General features: G+C 70.6%; 16 protein-coding genes and 1 tRNA gene. 12 read left to right on the top strand and 5 right to left on the bottom strand.

What is annotated here, in order from left to right; genetic code table 11:
• Positions 1 to 30: 30 nt before the first annotated feature.
• Positions 31 to 849 carry an ABC transporter permease gene (locus ABKA17_RS03150; RefSeq protein ID WP_353690246.1) on the bottom strand — a complete coding sequence of 273 codons (819 nt, stop codon included), beginning with the start codon at positions 847 to 849 and terminating at the stop codon, positions 31 to 33.
• Positions 846 to 1,904, bottom strand: coding sequence for an ATP-binding cassette domain-containing protein (locus ABKA17_RS03145; RefSeq protein ID WP_502994144.1), 1,059 nt, complete (start codon positions 1,902 to 1,904; stop codon positions 846 to 848). Before ABKA17_RS03145 ends, ABKA17_RS03150 begins: the two co-directional genes overlap by 4 nt.
• A 730-nt stretch (positions 1,905 to 2,634) precedes the next feature.
• Here ABKA17_RS03145 and ABKA17_RS03140 point away from each other — a divergent pair.
• From ABKA17_RS03140 to ABKA17_RS03115, 6 genes are all read left to right on the top strand, one after another.
• Positions 2,635 to 4,542 carry an AfsR/SARP family transcriptional regulator gene (locus ABKA17_RS03140; RefSeq protein WP_353690245.1) on the top strand — a complete coding sequence of 636 codons (1,908 nt, stop codon included), beginning with the start codon at positions 2,635 to 2,637 and terminating at the stop codon, positions 4,540 to 4,542.
• A gap of 142 nt (positions 4,543 to 4,684) precedes the next feature.
• Positions 4,685 to 5,368 carry an aspartate/glutamate racemase family protein gene (locus ABKA17_RS03135; RefSeq protein WP_353690244.1) on the top strand — a complete coding sequence of 228 codons (684 nt, stop codon included), beginning with the start codon at positions 4,685 to 4,687 and terminating at the stop codon, positions 5,366 to 5,368.
• Positions 5,369 to 5,507: 139 nt separating this feature from the next.
• Positions 5,508 to 6,221, top strand: coding sequence for a M50 family metallopeptidase (locus ABKA17_RS03130; RefSeq protein ID WP_353690243.1), 714 nt, complete (start codon positions 5,508 to 5,510; stop codon positions 6,219 to 6,221).
• Positions 6,222 to 6,344: 123 nt separating this feature from the next.
• On the top strand, positions 6,345 to 7,670 hold the full coding sequence (gene aroA, locus ABKA17_RS03125; RefSeq protein WP_353690242.1) for a 3-phosphoshikimate 1-carboxyvinyltransferase: 1,326 nt from the start codon (positions 6,345 to 6,347) through the stop codon (positions 7,668 to 7,670).
• 12 nt (positions 7,671 to 7,682) lie between these two features.
• Complete coding sequence (rsgA, locus tag ABKA17_RS03120) at positions 7,683 to 8,693, top strand: ribosome small subunit-dependent GTPase A (protein ID WP_353690241.1); 1,011 nt, start codon at positions 7,683 to 7,685, stop codon at positions 8,691 to 8,693.
• A 76-nt stretch (positions 8,694 to 8,769) separates the two neighbouring features.
• Positions 8,770 to 9,093, top strand: a complete 324-nt coding sequence (locus tag ABKA17_RS03115) for a DMT family transporter (protein WP_353690240.1) — start codon at positions 8,770 to 8,772, stop codon at positions 9,091 to 9,093.
• 49 nt (positions 9,094 to 9,142) lie between these two features.
• Here ABKA17_RS03115 and ABKA17_RS03110 read toward each other — a convergent pair whose 3' ends face one another.
• Entirely contained in the window at positions 9,143 to 9,748 is a 606-nt protein-coding gene (locus tag ABKA17_RS03110) for a TetR/AcrR family transcriptional regulator (RefSeq protein WP_353690239.1), read from the bottom strand.
• Between the two features lie 180 nt (positions 9,749 to 9,928).
• Between ABKA17_RS03110 and hisN the strand changes: the two genes are divergently transcribed.
• The 6 genes from hisN to ABKA17_RS03080 all read left to right on the top strand — a co-directional run bounded on the left by hisN (position 9,929) and on the right by ABKA17_RS03080 (position 14,839).
• A complete protein-coding gene (hisN, locus tag ABKA17_RS03105; RefSeq protein WP_353690238.1) occupies positions 9,929 to 10,729 on the top strand; it encodes a histidinol-phosphatase in 801 nt (266 codons plus the stop codon).
• Between the two features lie 150 nt (positions 10,730 to 10,879).
• Complete coding sequence (locus ABKA17_RS03100) at positions 10,880 to 11,272, top strand: CBS domain-containing protein (RefSeq protein ID WP_046260466.1); 393 nt, start codon at positions 10,880 to 10,882, stop codon at positions 11,270 to 11,272.
• 246 nt (positions 11,273 to 11,518) lie between these two features.
• A complete protein-coding gene (locus tag ABKA17_RS03095) occupies positions 11,519 to 11,935 on the top strand; it encodes a Fur family transcriptional regulator (RefSeq protein ID WP_353690237.1) in 417 nt (138 codons plus the stop codon).
• Between the two features lie 146 nt (positions 11,936 to 12,081).
• Positions 12,082 to 12,849 (top strand): ABC transporter ATP-binding protein, encoded by a 768-nt coding sequence (locus ABKA17_RS03090; protein WP_353690236.1) that lies wholly within the window; start codon positions 12,082 to 12,084, stop codon positions 12,847 to 12,849.
• Positions 12,846 to 13,706 (top strand): ABC transporter permease, encoded by an 861-nt coding sequence (locus tag ABKA17_RS03085; RefSeq protein ID WP_353690235.1) that lies wholly within the window; start codon positions 12,846 to 12,848, stop codon positions 13,704 to 13,706. Before ABKA17_RS03090 ends, ABKA17_RS03085 begins: the two co-directional genes overlap by 4 nt.
• Positions 13,703 to 14,839: an ABC transporter substrate-binding protein gene (locus ABKA17_RS03080; RefSeq protein ID WP_353690234.1), complete on the top strand. Its 1,137-nt coding sequence runs from the start codon at positions 13,703 to 13,705 to the stop codon at positions 14,837 to 14,839. The genes ABKA17_RS03085 and ABKA17_RS03080 overlap by 4 nt, the downstream gene beginning before the upstream one ends.
• Before the next feature lie 50 nt (positions 14,840 to 14,889).
• Here ABKA17_RS03080 and ABKA17_RS03075 read toward each other — a convergent pair.
• Both ABKA17_RS03075 and ABKA17_RS03070 read right to left on the bottom strand, forming a co-directional pair.
• Positions 14,890 to 14,963 (bottom strand) — tRNA-Met (locus ABKA17_RS03075).
• A 73-nt stretch (positions 14,964 to 15,036) separates the two neighbouring features.
• On the bottom strand, positions 15,037 to 16,851 hold the full coding sequence (locus ABKA17_RS03070; RefSeq protein ID WP_353690233.1) for a tetratricopeptide repeat protein: 1,815 nt from the start codon (positions 16,849 to 16,851) through the stop codon (positions 15,037 to 15,039).
• Positions 16,852 to 16,963: the final 112 nt, after the last annotated feature.

Genomic DNA, 16,963 nt, shown 5'->3' with positions numbered 1-16,963 from the left:
GCGGCGCGGCGGCGCCGCTCGGGTTGCACGTCAGTTGCGGCGCCGGGAGTAGGCGCGGACCGAGAGCGGTACGAAGACCGCGAGCAGGACGGCGATCCACGCCATCGCCTTGACGGTCGGCTCGGCCACCTCGCCGCCGAGGAGCATGCCGCGGCAGGCGTCCACGACCAGCGTCGTCGGGTTCCACTCGACGACCACCTGGAGCCAGCCCGGCATCGTGCCGGGCATCACGAAGACGGACGTACCGAACTGCAGTGGGGTCATCACCAGTGTCGTGACCGTCTCCACACTCTGGACGCTGCGCATCGTGAGGCCGATGAACGCGGAGATCCACGAGAGCGCCACACCGAACGCGGTCAGCAGTGCCACCGCGCCGAGGACGGACACCATGTTCGTGTGCACCCGGAAGCCGATGATCAGGGCGAACGCGAGGATCACCAGCTGGCCGAGGATCATCCGCATGACATCGGCGATGACCTGTCCGGAGAGGACGGCGGAGCGGGCGATGGGCAGCGTCCTGAACCGGTCGACGACACCCTTGCTGAAGTCCACGGCGAGCGCGATACCGGTGGTCCGGGCGACGATGGTGATCGTGATCGCCATGATGCCGGGCATCACGAACTGCCGGTAGTCGGCCTGGGTCCCGGCTATCGCGCCGCCGAAGACGTAGATGAACATCAGCGCGAAGATCATCGGCATGACGGTCGCGTCGAGCAGCAGACTGGGATCGCCGGGAATCTTCTTGAGGTTGCGCCGCGCCACCACGAAGGCGTGGCGGACCACGTTCAGTCCGCCCTCGGACGGCAGGGCCTGCCCGGGCGCCATCACCCCGTTCGCCTTGACGCTCATTCGCCGCCCCCACCACGTGTGTTGACCAATCGTGTGTCCTCGGCGGCCCGGTCGTCCCCGGCGCCGCCGGCCTCCTCGTCACCGGCCCCGGCTCCCGGGCGGGTCCCGGTGAGGGTCAGGAAGACCTCGTCGAGGCTGGGCACCCGCGTTTCGATGGCGGCGACAGGCACCTGCGTGGTGCCGAGCGCCCGTATCGCCAGGTTAAGTTCGAGCTCCCCCGAGAGCGGCAGACGCACCATTCCCGCCTCCACCTTCGGCACCGCCGTGGTGACACCCACCCCGGCGAGCACCCGGACCACCTCGGGGGTGTCGGCCTCGTGCAACGGACGGACGTACAGCACCTGCCCGCCGACACGGGAACGCAGTTCGGCCGGAGAGCCTCTCTCTATGATCTCTCCGTGATCGAGGACCGCCACTGTGTCGGCCAGCGCCTCCGCCTCGTCCATGTACTGGGTGGTGAGCAGCACCGTCACACCCTGGTCCGCCATGCTCCGGACGATCTCCCACAGGGCGTTGCGGCTGCGTGGATCGAGTCCGGTGGTGGGCTCGTCCAGGAAGAGCACACGTGGCTCGCCCACCAGGCTGGCCGCCAGGTCCAGGCGCCGGCGCATGCCGCCGGAGTAGCCTTTGGTGGTCCGGGTGGCGGCATCCGCCAGGCCGAACTGCTCCAGCAGCTCATCAGCCCGCGCCCGCGCCCGCTTCGGCCGCAGGTTGAGCAGCCGCCCGACGAGGTAGAGGTTCTCCTGCCCGCTGATCTCCTCGTCGACGGCGACGTACTGCCCGGTCAGGCCGATCGTGCGGCGGACCTGACGTGCCTGCCGCACCACGTCGTGGCCGTCGACCAGGGCGCGTCCCGCATCCGGCTGTTCCAGCGTGGTGAGAATCCTGACCAGAGTGGTCTTACCAGCACCATTCGGGCCGAGCAGACCGAACACCGTTCCAGCGGAGACTTCCAAATTCACTTGGCGCAGGGCGGGCGTCTCACGAAAACTCTTGGCCACTCCGTCGACCAAAATGGTTTCATCCATTGGGCCCTCTCTAGGTTCCACACGCATCCGCACCCGACAGCCCATCACCTGCGCCCGTCCGGCTGAGGTCGGTCAAAACTTTCCAGGAGCCTCTATTCGCTCAATATTCGCCCCCTATCCCGCGCTCGGCGCCTGACTGTGAACGGCGGACCGATACGCAGAGCAACCCCACCACAAGATCACTGTGACGACAGTTAACCCCTGAGGCTCTTGACTCTGCTCCGGACGGACACCAGACTGGATCATCAACTCGGAACCCCGCTTGGCCAGTTGGACACACGAGCAGGGGTTTCACTCCTGTCCGACAAGGGGGAGAAAGCGGCGGGGCGTCCTTCTCTTGAACAGCACTCCATTCGAGGCTCGTTGACACTCATTCCTCATTCAGGGCGAGGAAGCGATGCACAGCGGGGTTCATCCACAATGATTCGGCCGGCTTCCTCTTCAGGGAACCGTTACACGAGCAAGCTTTCGGTCGGAAATCCGACGGATACATTCTCGTCGGGCCGCATGGTAAAGAAATCTGCAATAAGCCGCCGTCCATTGTCCGGCGGCGCACTCGCGTGCTGTGCGGCCTTCGCGTCGCCGTGGGGGCCCTTTCTCGGGATCAGGCCCGGTCGGGGATGCCGATGTCCGCTTCGAGTGGGGACCCTGCCGTCTTCATCAGTTTTCTTGAGCTTTTATCAACTGGGGGAAAGAAATGTCTGTCGCGTGCGTGGAGGGCGTGGAGAAAGAGACAGAACGAGCACATGAGGCCAGAGTGGAGTTCCGGCTCCTCGGCCCACTCGAGGTCAGAGCCAACAACCTTCCGCTGCCCGTGGGAGGCCCCCGGCAGCGGGCCGTTCTCTCCGCGCTGCTTCTCCACGTCGATCAGGTCGTCTCCGTCGAGTACCTGATCGACCAGGTCTGGAACGGCAAGCCGCCCGCGACGGCGCGCACACAGATCGCCATATGCATCGCGACTTTCCGAAAGATGCTGCGCAACGCCGGCAGCGGCGTCGACACCGTCGTCACCACCGGCCCGGGATACATGTTCAGGGGCGGCAGACATCTGATCGACACGATCGAGTTCGCCCGTCGGCTGCGGGAGGCCGAGGACCTGGAACGCGGGGAGGCCATGGCCCAAGCGGCGGGCGTCTACAGCGACGCGCTGGCGTTGTGGCGTGGCCCGGCCCTCGACGACATCCCCACCCACTTCGCCGAGATCGAGGCGATGCGTCTGGAGGAACAACGCTTACTCGCCGCCGAGCGCCATGCGGAGCTCCGCCTCCTCCTCGGCCAGCACCGGGAGGTCCTCGGCGACCTGCTCGCGATGCTCAACGCCAATCCGTTGCGTGATCAGCTCCGCCGCAACCTCATGCTGGCCCAGTACCTCCTGGGCCGCCGTGCCGAGGCGCTCAAGACGTTCCGAGAAGGCAACGAACTGTCCATCAAAGAGCTCGGGCTCGAACTGGGCGAAGACCTGCAACAGCTCCACAAGGCCATTCTCAGCGACGACGTGACCTTCACGACGGACCGCCGGTCGGCGGCCGGCCCGACGACCCCACAGCCACCCCGGCAGCCGTCCCAGCCGCCCGTCCCGACAGCGGACCTCCCCCTGGCGCCGGCGCAGTTGCCCTCCACGATCCCCGGCTTCACCGGACGCTCCGACGCGCTGCGAGCCATGGACCGGGCCCTGCTCAGCGGATCGAAGAACGACGCGGCTCACGTCGGCTTCGTCGTGGGAAGCCCCGGTATCGGCAAGACCGCGCTCGCCATCGACTGGTCCCACCGCGTGGCGGCCCACTTCCCCGACGGCCAGCTCTTCGTCAACCTGAACGAGGACGGGGACCAGCTGCGCCCCGCCGACGTACTCCCCCGCTTCCTGAGCGCCCTCCACGTGCCGCCCGAGCAGATGCCCCACAGCGTCAGAGAACTCGCGGCGCTGTACCGGAGCATCCTCAACGACCGGCGTGTCCTGGTCGTCCTGGACGACGCCACGAACATCTCACAGGTGGAGCCGATGGTTCCAGGGAACGGCCTCAGCTGCGTCCTGGTCACCGTGCACGCCGGTTGCAGCGATCTCAGCGGCAGCCACAGCGCGCTTCGTCTGCGGCTCGGCCCGCTGGAGAGCACCGAGTCGGTGGCACTGCTGCGCAGCGTCGTCGGGGCCGATCGGGTGGACGCCCATCCCGACGCCGCGCGGCGCGTCGCCGAACTCTGCTGCCACATGCCGCTGGCCCTGCACGCCGTGGGGGCGAGGCTCGTCAACAACCCCCATCTCCCGCTCCACGAGCTCGCCAGGCGGCTGGACAGCGCCCTCCATCGGCTGAGTGAGCTGGACTACGGCATGTACTCGGTGCGGGCCAGTCTCGACCTCGCGGTGAAAGAGCTGGACTCCGTCGTCGTCCTCGCCTACCACCGCCTCGCCGCCCTGGGACGGGGCGTCTTCGGGACCGCGGCCGCCGCCCGGCATCTCGGGGTCGACATGCTGACGGCCGAGTCCTTCCTGGAGCGGCTGACCGACGCCCACATGCTGGAGGTGGTGGGGTGGGACGAGAACGGAATGCGGTGCCGCTGGAACGAACTGTGCCGCCTCCACGCCGAGGAGGGCGCGTCCACGAACCTCGACGCCCTGCCCCAGGTCCGAGCGGCGTGGGGGTTCTCCTCGCTGCCGACCGCACTGTGACATCTGCGGGACCGACCCTCTGTTTCGCCACTGCGACCAATAGCTGACCGATATCGGACGCAATCAGCTGGGCATTAATCTCCGCGCAATACCGGTGTGAGGCGGAAAAGAGGGTGTCGCGGTGGCGGAAAAGGATCGAGGTGTGCTGGGCATTCTCGGCGGCATGGGGCCCCTGGCCTCGGCCGAGTTCGTAAGGAATCTCTACGAGCTGAATGTCACCGCCAAAGAGCAGCTGATGCCCCGGATCATCCTGGACTCCGACCCCTCGTTCCCCGACCGGACGGAGGCCATCGTCGCCGGCCGCCACCGCGAGATGGCCGACTTCCTTCAGAACCGCCTCGACGGCCTCGCCGTCGGGGGTGCGCACCGCATCGTGATCGCCTGCGTCACCGCACACCACTTCCTCGACCTCATCGACCCACCGATACGGTCCCGGGTGGTCTCCCTGGTCACCACGACCGTGCGCGAACTCTCGGCCCGGCCGGGACGATTCCTCCTCCTGGCGACCGAAGGCACCCGCCGGTCCCGTGTCTTCGAACACGCCTCCGCCTGGCCATCGGTGGCGTCCCGCGTGGCATGGCCGACCCCGGACGACCAGGACACGGTCCACAAGCTGATCTACGGCATCAAGAGCCGCACCGGCGACAGCGACATCGTCACGGTCGTGGACGAGCTGCGCACCCGTTACGGCTGTACCGGCCTCGTTCTCGGCTGCACCGAGTTCCACCTCTACGCCCGCCCGCTGATGGCGCGCTACGGTGCGGACAACGTCGTCGACCCGCTCTGGGCCATCGCCGATTCCCTCACCCCGGCGCAGGTGCCCTGAGGCCCCGCCGCACTCCGAAGCCATGACCTGACCGTCTCCCGTCAGGAACGGCCCTCGTCCCCCCGGCGTCCCAGATACCGTCCGCACATACGTGCCAGACTGCCAGACTCCGTACGCCGAGAGGGAGCCACCGGGAAACATGGACACCAGCACAGCGACCTCTCTCTGGGACGAGCTGATCGGCACCCAGCCCGACCCCGACCTGTGGGTGGTCCTGGCCACCCTGGTCGCGGCGCTCGCCATAGTCGTCCCGCCCGCCCTGTGGCGCGTCTCGCGCAACGCCATCACCATCGCCCACGAGGGCGGCCACGGACTGATCGCCCTCCTCACCGGCCGCACCCTCACCGGCATCCGCCTGCACTCCGACACCAGCGGCCTCACGGTCAGCCGGGGCAAGCCGCACGGCATCGGCATGATCCTCACCGCGGCGGCCGGCTACACGGCTCCCCCGCTGCTGGGCCTGGGCGGCGCGGCCCTGCTGGCGGCGGGCCGCATCACCTTGCTGCTGTGGCTGGCGACGGGCCTGCTCATCGCGATGCTGGTGATGATCCGCAACGCGTACGGCGCCCTGACGGTCGTCCTCACCGGCGGCACGTTCGTGGTGGTGTCCTGGCTGGCGGGTCCGCAGGTACAGGCGGCCTTCGCGTACGCGGTGGTGTGGTTCCTGCTGGCGGGAGGCGTACGTCCCGCTTTCGAGTTGCAGGCGAAGAGGGTCCGGGGAGGCGCGGGCGACTCGGACGCGGACCAGCTGTCACGACTGACGCATGTACCGGCGGGGCTGTGGTTGTTCCTGTTCCACGCGGTGAGCCTGTGCTCGTTGATAGGCGGCGGCAGGTGGTTGCTGGAGGTGTGATGCAGGCCCGAAGGGCCGCATCACAGGGGCGCGGGGCTGCATCTATCAGCGGCTCCGCCGCGGGGCGCGACCAGCCACGATGGCGCCGCACCCGAAAGACCGCCCACCACTAAAGTGGACCCCATGGCTTTGAACCCCGCAGACACCGCCCTCTGGCCCGCCCCCTATGCGAGCGGAGCCGTCGACGCAACGGTCCACGTCCCGGGGTCGAAGTCCGTAACCAACCGAGCCCTGGTCCTCGCAGCCCTGGCATCAGAACCCGGCTGGCTCCGCCGCCCCCTCCGCTCCCGCGACACCCTCCTGATGGCCGCAGCCCTCCGCGAGATGGGCGTAGGCATCGAGGAGGGCGTGGGCCCCGACGGCACAGGCGAGACCTGGCGCGTCCTCCCGGCAGGTCTCCGCGGCCCCGCCACGGTCAACGTCGGCAACGCCGGCACCGTCATGCGCTTCCTGCCCCCCGTGGCCGCCCTCGCCGACGGCGAGATCCGCTTCGACGGCGACCCGAGGTCGTACGAGCGCCCCCTGAACGGTGTGATCGACGCCCTGCGCGTCCTCGGCGCCCGGATCGACGACGACGCCCGGGGCGCGCTGCCGCTGACGGTCCACGGCGGGGGTGCGCTGGACGGCGGCCCGGTGGAGATCGACGCTTCGAGCTCGTCGCAGTTCGTGAGCGCCCTCCTGCTGAGCGGCCCCCGCTTCAACCAGGGCGTGGAGGTCCGCCACATCGGCGCCACCCTCCCCTCCCTCCCGCACATCCGCATGACCGTCGACATGCTGCGCGCGGTCGGCGCCCAGGTGGACACCCCGGAGTCGGGCGGCGAGCCGAACGTGTGGCGGGTCACGCCGGGCGCGCTGCTGGGCCGGGACCTGACGATCGAGCCGGACCTGTCCAACGCCCAACCGTTCCTCGCGGCGGCCCTGGTGACCGGCGGCAAGGTCGTGATCCCCGACTGGCCGAGCCGCACCACCCAGCCCGGCGACCGACTGCGGGAGATCTTCACCGAGATGGGCGGCACCTGTGAACTCACCGAGTACGGACTGGTGTTCACCGGATCGGGCGCGATCCACGGCATCGACGTCGACCTGAGCGAGGTCGGCGAGCTGACCCCGGGCATCGCGGCGGTCGCGGCCCTCGCGGACTCCCCCTCGACCCTGCGCGGCGTGGCCCACCTCCGCCTCCACGAGACGGACCGGCTGGCCGCGCTCACCAAGGAGATCAACGAGCTCGGCGGCGACGTCACCGAGACCGCCGACGGCCTCCACATCCGCCCGCGCACCCTGCACGGCGGCACGTTCCACACGTACGAGGACCACCGCATGGCGACGGCCGGAGCGATCATCGGCCTGGCGGTGGAGGGCGTGCTCATCGAGAACGTGGCGACGACGGCGAAGACCCTGCCGGACTTCCCCGACCTGTGGACCGGGATGCTCGGGAGCGACAGGGCGTAGGGGCCTACGACCATGCGCCGCTACGGCAAGCACACCGACGAGGACGACATCCGCTCCCGCCCCAACCGCAAGGGCAACCGGCCGCGTACGAACATCCGCCCCAAGCACGAGGAAGCGGTCGAGGGCATGGTCCTCACCGTCGACCGGGGCCGGCTGACCTGCCTGGTGGAGGACCGGGTCGTCATGGCGATGAAGGCCCGCGAGCTGGGCCGCAAGGCGGCGATCGTCGGTGACCGGGTGGCCATCGTCGGCGACCTCTCCGGCCAGAAGGACACCCTGGCCCGTATCGTCCGCATCGAACCGCGCACCTCGGTCCTGCGTCGTACGGCGGACGACGACGACCCGTTCGAGCGGGTGGTCGTCGCCAACGCCGACCAGCTCGCCATCGTCACCGCCCTCGCCGACCCCGAGCCCCGCCCCCGGCTGATCGACCGCTGCCTGGTCGCGGCGTTCGACGGCGGCCTCACGCCCCTGCTGGTGCTGACCAAGTCGGACCTGGCCCCGCCGGACAAGCTCCTGGAGCTGTACGGCGACCTCGACATCCCCTATGTCGTCACCAGCCGTGAGGAGTTGGAGAACGGGGACGCGGCGGGCCGGGTGCGCGAGCAGCTCGACGGCAAGATCACGGCGTTCGTCGGCCACTCCGGGGTCGGCAAGACGACGCTGGTCAACGCGCTGGTCCCCCAGGACCGTCGGCGGGTGACGGGGCATGTGAACGCGGTGACCGGCCGTGGCCGCCACACCACGACCTCGGCGCTGGCGCTGCCGCTGGAGGGCGACGACGGCTGGGTGATCGACACTCCGGGCGTCCGCTCGTTCGGCCTGCACCACGTCGATCCGTCCCGGGTGATCCACGCCTTCCCGGACCTGGAACCGGGAACCGAAGGCTGTCCCCGCGCGTGCAGTCATGATGAGCCGGACTGCGCGCTGGACGAGTGGGTGGCCGAGGGGCACGCGGACCCGGCCCGCCTCTACTCGCTGCGCCGACTGCTGGCGACGAGGGAGCGCAAGGAAGGCGACTGACCTCCGCGTTGTTTGCCTCCGTGCGAGTGAGGTAAAGGCATAATCGCACCGAGCCGGACATACGGGAGGACCGCACATGGCGTGGCTGCTGGTGGTGGTGGCCGGGTTGCTCGAGACCGGATTCGCCGTGTGCCTCAAGCTCTCTCACGGGTTCACCCGGCTCTGGCCCACGGTCGCGTTCTGCATCTTCGCCCTGGGCAGCTTCGGCCTGCTGACCCTGTCGCTGAAGAAACTCGACGTGGGCCCCGCCTACGCCGTGTGGACCGGCATCGGCGCGGCGGGGACCGCGATCTACGGCATGATCTTCCTCGGCGACCTGGTGTCGACCCTGAAGCTCATCTCGATCAGCCTGGTCATCGTGGGCGTGATCGGCCTCCAGCTGTCGGGCTCGGCGCACTAGGGCTCGGCGCACCAGGTCCGCGGCGCCCGGATCGGACCGGCTGTCGGTGTCAGACCGGCTGTCGGTGCAACGCGCTGCGGACGAGGTCCGTGACGCCGCCCTCGCCCGGCGGGGCCGAGACGCAGGACAGCGCGATCCGGACGGTCAGCTCGCAGGAGCGGGCGAGGTCGGCGAGGTCCGCCTTGTGCGCGCCGGGTCCGGACAGCGCGGCCACGGCGCGGTCCCGCACCAGGGCCACGAAGTCGCCGGGTGAGGGCAGCGGGCCGTCCGCGCGGCGCTGGGCGGGCACGGCGGAGGAGGACGGGACCGCGGACAGCGTCAGGGAGGGCAGCCGTTCGCCCCAGCAGCCGGTGAGCATGGCCCGTACCAGCGCGTTGTCCCGGGCGGTGGCGGCGGTCCACTCGGCGGTCGCGGTCAGCCGCTCGCGCGGGTCGCTGTGCGTGGCGAGCGCGCGCTCGACGCCGGCGAGATATCCGTCGGCCTCCCTTCTGACGAGCGCCCGGGCCAGCCCCTCCTTGCTCCCGAACTCGTTGTAAAGGGTCTGCCGTGACACCCCGGCCGCCGCGGCGACGTCCACCATCCGTACCGCGGACCACGGCCGACGCGCCAGCGCCGTGTACGCGGCGTCCAGCAGGGATTCCCTCGCTGCGGGCATCGTCGCCTCCTAGGAGCGAGCGGCTCTGCGCCCCAGATTTGACGCGCGCGAAGGCACTGTCAAGGGTTCGCGAAGGCATGGAGGGGCGCCCTTGATCCACCGCACGCCGTCCGCCCCGGGGCCGTCCGCACCGTGGTCCCGTATGGCCCCGCGGCGACCACGGCAGATACCGTTCGCCACATGGCCGACTACCTCGACGACCTCCGCTTCGCCCACGTCCTCGCGGACGCGGCCGACGCGACCACCATGGACCGCTTCAAGGCACTGGACCTCAAGGTCGAGACGAAGCCGGACATGACCCCGGTGAGCGAAGCGGACAAGGCCGCGGAGGAACTGATCCGCACCCAGCTCCAGCGCGCCCGCCCCCGCGACGCGATCCTCGGCGAGGAGTACGGCCTCCAGGGCACCGGCCCCCGCCGCTGGATCGTCGACCCGATCGACGGCACCAAGAACTACGTCCGCGGCGTCCCGGTCTGGGCCACCCTGATCTCCCTGACGGAGGCGTCGGAGGGCGGCTACCAGCCCGTGGTCGGCCTGGTCTCGGCCCCCGCCCTGGGCCGCCGCTGGTGGGCCGCGAAGGGCCACGGCGCCTTCACCGGCCGCAGCCTGTCCTCGGCCTCCCGGCTGCACGTCTCCCGGGTCTCGAAGCTGTCGGACGCCTCCTTCGCGTACTCCTCCCTGAGCGGCTGGGAGGACCAGGGCCGGCTGAACGGCTTCCTGGACCTGACCCGCGAGGTGTGGCGCACGCGCGCGTACGGCGACTTCTGGCCCTACATGATGGTCGCCGAGGGTTCCGTGGACATCTGCGCCGAGCCCGAGCTCTCGCTCTGGGACATGGCCGCCAACGCGATCATCGTCACGGAGGCCGGCGGCACCTTCACCGGCCTCGACGGCCGCCCCGGCCCGCACAGCGGCAACGCGGCCGCGTCCAACGGCCTGCTCCACGACGAACTGCTGGGCTATCTCAACGAGCGCTACTGATCCGCGCAGATGAGCGCGTGCGCCCTCAATCGGCCGCACGCGCCCTCTTGTTGACCCGCGCTTTACCTGCGACTCTGAGAGCACCCTCATTTGTGAACTTGTGAACCGCTGAACTAACGCGGCGGTTCCTTTGGAGGTGACTCCGCACCCATGCTCGTCCGTGACGCCATGAGCACAGTGGTCCTCACCATCGGCCCCGCCCACACCCTCCGCCAGGCAGCGGCCCTGATGTCAGCCCGCCGCGTCGGCGCCGCCGTGATCCTCGACCCCGATGCCGGCGGTATCGGCATCCTGACCGAACGGGACGTCCTCAACGCCGTCGGCCTCGGCCAGAGTCCGGACACGGAACGCGTCCACGACCACACCACCACCGACGTCGTCTTCGCGGCGCCGTCCTGGACCCTGGAGGAGGCGGCCCGGGCCATGGCCCACGGCGGCTTCCGGCACCTCATCGTCCTGGATCACGGCGAGCCGGTCGGCATCGTCTCGGTCCGCGACATCATCCGCTGCTGGGCACCGGCCCGGCAGCACGTACCCGCCTGACACACGGATGGCCGGACCCCTGTCGCAGGGGTCCGGCCATCCGTTCACGGCAAGCGGTCCAGTGCTGGTGGACGGCCGCGCAGGGCCTGGACGCGCGGCCTCCCAGCCACTTGCCGCAGCTTTCACCACTCCGGCCTCTTGGCCAGGAGCATGCCTGATCCTACAATGGACAATGTCTAAGTCAAGCCGAGCTCTAAAACCACACCTCTTCGGGACCTTGGTCCCCTTGCTGTTAAGGTGACCCCTATGAGTGACCTTCTGGAACGACTGCGCGGCCGCGGATGGCGGATGACCGCGCAGCGGCGCGTCGTGGCCGAGGTCCTCGACGGCGATCACGTCCACCTGACGGCCGACGAGGTCCACGCGCGGGCCGTCGCCAAGCTGCCCGAGATCTCCCGGGCGACCGTCTACAACACGCTGGGCGAGCTGGTCTCCCTCGGCGAGGTGCTCGAGGTCGCCACCGACAAGCGCGCCAAGCGCTACGACCCCAACGCGCACCGGCCGCACCACCACCTGGTCTGCGCCCAGTGCGGCGCGATCCGCGACGTCCACCCGAGCGGTGACCCGCTGACCGATCTGCCCGATTCGGAGCGCTTCGGCTTCGCGGTCTCGGGCGTCGAGGTGACGTACCGCGGCATCTGCCCGAACTGCGCGGCGGCGTAAACCCGCTTCCGAAGCCCCGGCCCTTCTGGGTGCCGGGGCTTTGTGCTGTCCGGGCTTTGTGCTGTCTACAGGCTTCCCGGATCTGACGGACCGTCATATGGTCAACGGCGCCCACCAGTCCGTTCCGCACTCCGCGAGGAGACCCCGTGGGAGAGCCGTATCCGAAACTCAGCGCACGTGATCTGACCCGAACCTTCGGCCGGGGCGCCGGCGCGGTGGCCGCCCTCGGCCCGCTGGACCTGTCCGTGGCCCCCGGTGAGTTCGTCTGTGTCGTCGGCCCGTCGGGCTGCGGCAAGTCCACCCTGCTGCGCGTCGCGGCGGGCCTGCTGCGCCCCAGCACGGGCCGCCTGGAGATCCGCACGTCCAGTCCCCGCCCGGCCGCCATGATCTTCCAGGACTACGGCATCTACGACTGGAAGACCGTCCGCGCCAACGTCCGCTTCGGCCTCGACATCCAACGCGTCCCCCGCCGCGAGGCCGACGCCCGCGCCGACTCCTGGCTGGCCCGCATGGGCCTGTCGGACTTCGCCGACGCCTACCCGGCGACCCTGTCGGGCGGCATGCGCCAGCGTGTGGCGATCGCGCGCGCCCTGGCGGTGGAGCCCGAACTCCTGCTGATGGACGAGCCGTTCGCGGCGCTGGACGCCCAGCTCCGCATGATCCTCCAGGACGAGCTGCTGGAACTCACCCAGGCGACCCGCACCACCACCCTCTTCATCACCCACAGCCTGGAGGAGGCGATCGTCCTCGGCGACCGTGTCCTGGTGATGTCCGCCCGCCCCGGCCGGATCATCGCCGAACACCGTCCCCCGTTCGCCCGCCCCCGCACCGGCGACATCCGCGACACCCCCGATTTCACCGCGCTGAAGCGCGCGTTGTGGGACCTGCTGCGCAAGGAGGCGATACCGGCATGACGACGACCGCGCCCGCCCCCGAGTCCGTCCTGGTCCGCGCCCCGGGACCGCACGAGCTCCATCCCGTACGCACCCACAGACGCCGGCGCGCGCTGGAGCTGTCCCTCGCGGTGGCGGTCCCGCTGTTCCTGGTCCTGCTGTGGCAACTGGCCGCCGCCCGGGCCTGGATCGACCCCCGCGTCTACCCGGCACCGTCCACGATCCTCGCGGACGGCTGGGACCGGGCCGCGGCGGGCGACCTGTGGCCGGACGTGTGGGCGACCCTGAAACGCGTCCTGGCGGGCTACGCGGTGGGCACGGCCGCGGGCTACGCGCTCGGCCTGCTGATGGGCTCGCTCTCCCTGGTCCGCGCGGCCCTGGAACCGCTCCTCGACGCCCTCTACGTGGTCCCCAAACTGGCCCTCCTGCCGATCTTCCTGAACATGTTCGGCCTGGGCGAGGGCCCGCAGGTGGCCCTGGTCGCGGCGACCGTCTTCTTCTTCGTCTGGATCTCCACGATGGCCGCGGTGATGTCGATCCCCTCCGGCCACCGGGACGCGGGCCAGGTCTTCGGCGCCTCCCCCTGGCAGATGTTCCGCCACGTCCTCCTCCCCGCCTCCCTCCCGTCGGTCCTGGTGGGCGCGCGGATCGCGGCGGGCGTGGCGGTCCTGGTGATCGTCGCCTCGGAGCAGATCGCGGCGACGAACGGCCTCGGCCATCTGATCTTCGACTCGCGCGCGTTGTTCCAGAACGACGTGATGTTCGTGGGCATCGTCTGCGTGGCGGTCCTCGGAGTCGTCTTCTCCGAACTGGTGCGGGTGGCGGGCCGGTTGCTCACCCCCTGGGCGCCCAGGGACCGCGGACGGGGGCAGTCATGAGAAGCCGCACCTACGCGGCGGCGGCCGTGACCGCCGTACTGCTGGCCTCGGCGGCCTGCTCGTCGCCGTACGAGGACAACGCGCCGCGCGCGGACGCCGGGAGCCGCACGATCGTGCCCGTGGACGGCTGCGGCGACTCGTCGTGGACGGACCCCGCCGACCTCTCCCCCGGCCGTCCGCCGGCCCGCTGCCAGTCCGGCGCACCGGCCCCGCGGCCGCTCACGAAGACGCGGAAGCTGACGATCGCGACGGGAACGCTGAGCGCCGAGTACGTGGCACCGCTGCAAGTGGCCCTGGACAAGGGCGAGTTCGAGCGGGAGGGCCTGGACGTCACCCTCAAGGTCCTGCCGACGCCGGACGCGCTGCCCCTGCTCGCCAAGGGCGACCTCGACGCGATCTGGGCGGCTCCGGAGGCGGCCGTGATGAACGGCGTCCGGGGCGGCTTCGACATCAGGTGGGTCGCGGGGAACTTCTCCCCGGGACCCGGCTCCAGGAGCGGCCTGTGGGTGCGGCTGAAGGACGGCGAGAGCGCGTCCCGGGTGGCCATGTCCGGCCGCAGGCTCGGCACGATGATCGGCAAGGGCTCGGTCATCGCGTACCCCATGGAGAAGGCGCTGGAGAAGCACGGCGGCGGCCTGGACGAGATCCAGTACCAGCAGCTGGGCGCGGCGGACGTCCTCACCGCCCTGGAGAACGGCGGCGTCGACTCCGCCTGGCTCCTGGACCCGGTGTGGCGCAAGGTCGACGGACGCTCGGGCTACGCCTTCCTCGGCGGCCAGCCCCGGGGCGAGCCACTGGGCGGTCTGCTGTACGGCCGTGCACTGCTCCAGGACGACGTGGACGCGGGGGTGGCGCTGCTGCGGGCGTACATCCGCACGGTGAACTCGTACTTCGCGGCGGACTACAAGAAGGACGAGGCCTTCGTCACCTACCTGGCCGAGCTGCTCAAGGCGGACCGGTCCGTCCTCCGGTCGACGCCGTCCCTGCGGATGGACTGGGAGATCCGCGCGGGCACGACGGACCGTCTCCAGTCGGCGTACGCCGCGCAAGGGGTGGCCGAGGGAGATCCGCTGCCGGAGTCGAGGACGGTGAACCGCGCCCTGTACGAGGAGGCGGTGGGCCACACGCCCTAGAAACGCACCGAGGGCCGGAACCCTTTCGGATTCCGGCCCTCGGCCTTCAGTAGCGGGGACAGGATTTGAACCTGCGACCTCTGGGTTATGAGCCCAGCGAGCTACCGAGCTGCTCCACCCCGCGTCGGTGAAATGAACACTACGTCAACGACGCGAGCGGAGGCAAATCGCTTTGTTCGCCCTGGCCAGGGCGGCCGTCACGCCGACAGTTCCTGCCGCAGCGCGTCCCGCAGCCTAGCCGCCCTCTCGGACACCTCGCCGGGCCCCAGCGTCACCGCGCGGTCGGCCCAGCGCTGGCCCTCCACCAGCTCCCCACGACGCGCGTAGACCAGGGCGAGCCGGAGCGCCGCCCGGCCGTGCCCCGCGTCGGCGGCGCGGGTCCACCACACGGCCGCCTCGGGCTCGCTGCCCTCCCGGGCGAGCAGCAGTCCGAGGTTGAAGGCGCCGTTGCGCGACCCGGCCTCCGCGGCCTCCCGGTACCAGCGCGCCGCCTCCACGACATCGCCGCGGGCCGCGGCGAGCATGCCCACCCGCACCTGCGCCCGACGGTGCCCCTGGGAGGCCGCCCGCTCGTACCACTCCTCGCACTCCGTCTTGGACGAGTGCACCGGCTCACCCAACTCGTGCGCGGGCGTCAGCGGGCGTCGCGCGTCCAGCACGGTCGCCAGCCGGTACGCCGCCTCGGGGCTGCCGCCGCCCGCCGCGCACCGCAGATGCCGTTCCGCCGTCGCCTCGTCGCCGTCCCGCAGCAGCGCGATGCCGACCTGGAGGGCGGCCTCGGTGTGCCCGGCGGCCGCGGCACGCTCGTACCAGCGCAGCGCCACGACGTCCTCGCCGCGCCCGGCGAAGAGGATCCCGAGGTTGAACGCGGCGTCCACGCTCCCGGCCTCGGCGGCCTTGGAGAACCACGGCTCGGCGCCGGTCGTGTCCCCGACCTGGAGCAGCAGGATCGCCAGCGCGTTCGCCGCCTCCCGGTGCCCGGCGTACGCGGCCCGCCGGTACCACTGCTCGGCCTGGGCGGTGCGGCCCTGCTCGGCGCAGAGCAGCCCGAGGTTGTACGCGCCGTTCTCGTCACCGGCGTCCATGGCGGCCCGGTACCAGCGCTCGGCGGTCTGCGTCTCGCCGCGCTCGGCGTGCAGTGCCCCCAGCGCGTTCGCCGCGTTGCCGTCGCCGTCCTGCGCGGCCCGTAGCCACCAGACGGCGGCGCTCTCGACGTCCCCCGCGTCCCGCAGCAGGAAGCCGAGCGCGCAGGCGGCCCGCGCCTCGCCGTCCTTGGCGGAGGTCAGGTACCAGCGGCCGGCCTCCTTCAGCTCGCCCCGCTTCTCCAGGATCGCCCCGAGATGCAGCGCGGCCCGGCGGTGTCCGCGCGCGGCGGCCTGGCGGTACCACTGCTCGGCCTCCGGCGAGACACCGTTGTCGGATCCGGTGTCCTCCTCGGCCGGCGCCTCGCGATCAAGAGCGCGCGCGAGACGGTACGCCGCCTCACGGTGCCCCCGCTCGGCCGCGGCCCGCATCCACTGCGCGGCTCCGGCGTCCCCGCGGTGCTCCAGGAGATCGGCGAGCGCGTACGCGCCGAGGGCGTGCCCCTGCTCGGCGGACTGGCGCAGCCAGTACTCGGCGGCGGGCTCGTCGCCCTTCTCGCGGTGGTGGCGGCCCAGCGCGTGCGCGGCCGCGGTGGACCCGGCGACGGCGGCGATCCGCCACCATCCGGCGGCCTCGTCCGCGTATCCGCGCTGGTGCAGCAGGACACCGAGGTTGTTGGCGGCGGCCCGGTCCCCCGCGGCGGTGGCGGCACGCAACTGGGGTTCGGCTCCGTCGAGATCACCGCGGCGCAGCAGCATGGCCCCGAGGACACTCATGGCCTCGACGTCGCCGGCCTCCGCGGCGAGCCGATGGCGCAGTTCCTCGGCAGCCTCGTCGGCGGCCTCCGTGGCCACGGTCTCTCCCGGCCCGGAGGGCTGCACAAATCGCCCTGTCTCGAACAGAGTTGCCTTGTCCCCCATAACGTCCATCGTCGCACCACCTGCAACCTGGGTACACCTGGTATACCGCAGCCAGTGAGGTCACTTCAGCGTTTTGTCGACATGCCCACAGAGAGACAAGTCAAACACAGTTCCCCCAACT

This window comes from Streptomyces sp. RG80, from assembly GCF_040446465.1.
Taxonomy (GTDB): Bacteria; Actinomycetota; Actinomycetes; order Streptomycetales; family Streptomycetaceae; genus Streptomyces.
The sequence above is the reverse complement of the archived record's forward strand: the minus strand, read 5'-3'. Positions and strand labels throughout refer to the sequence as shown.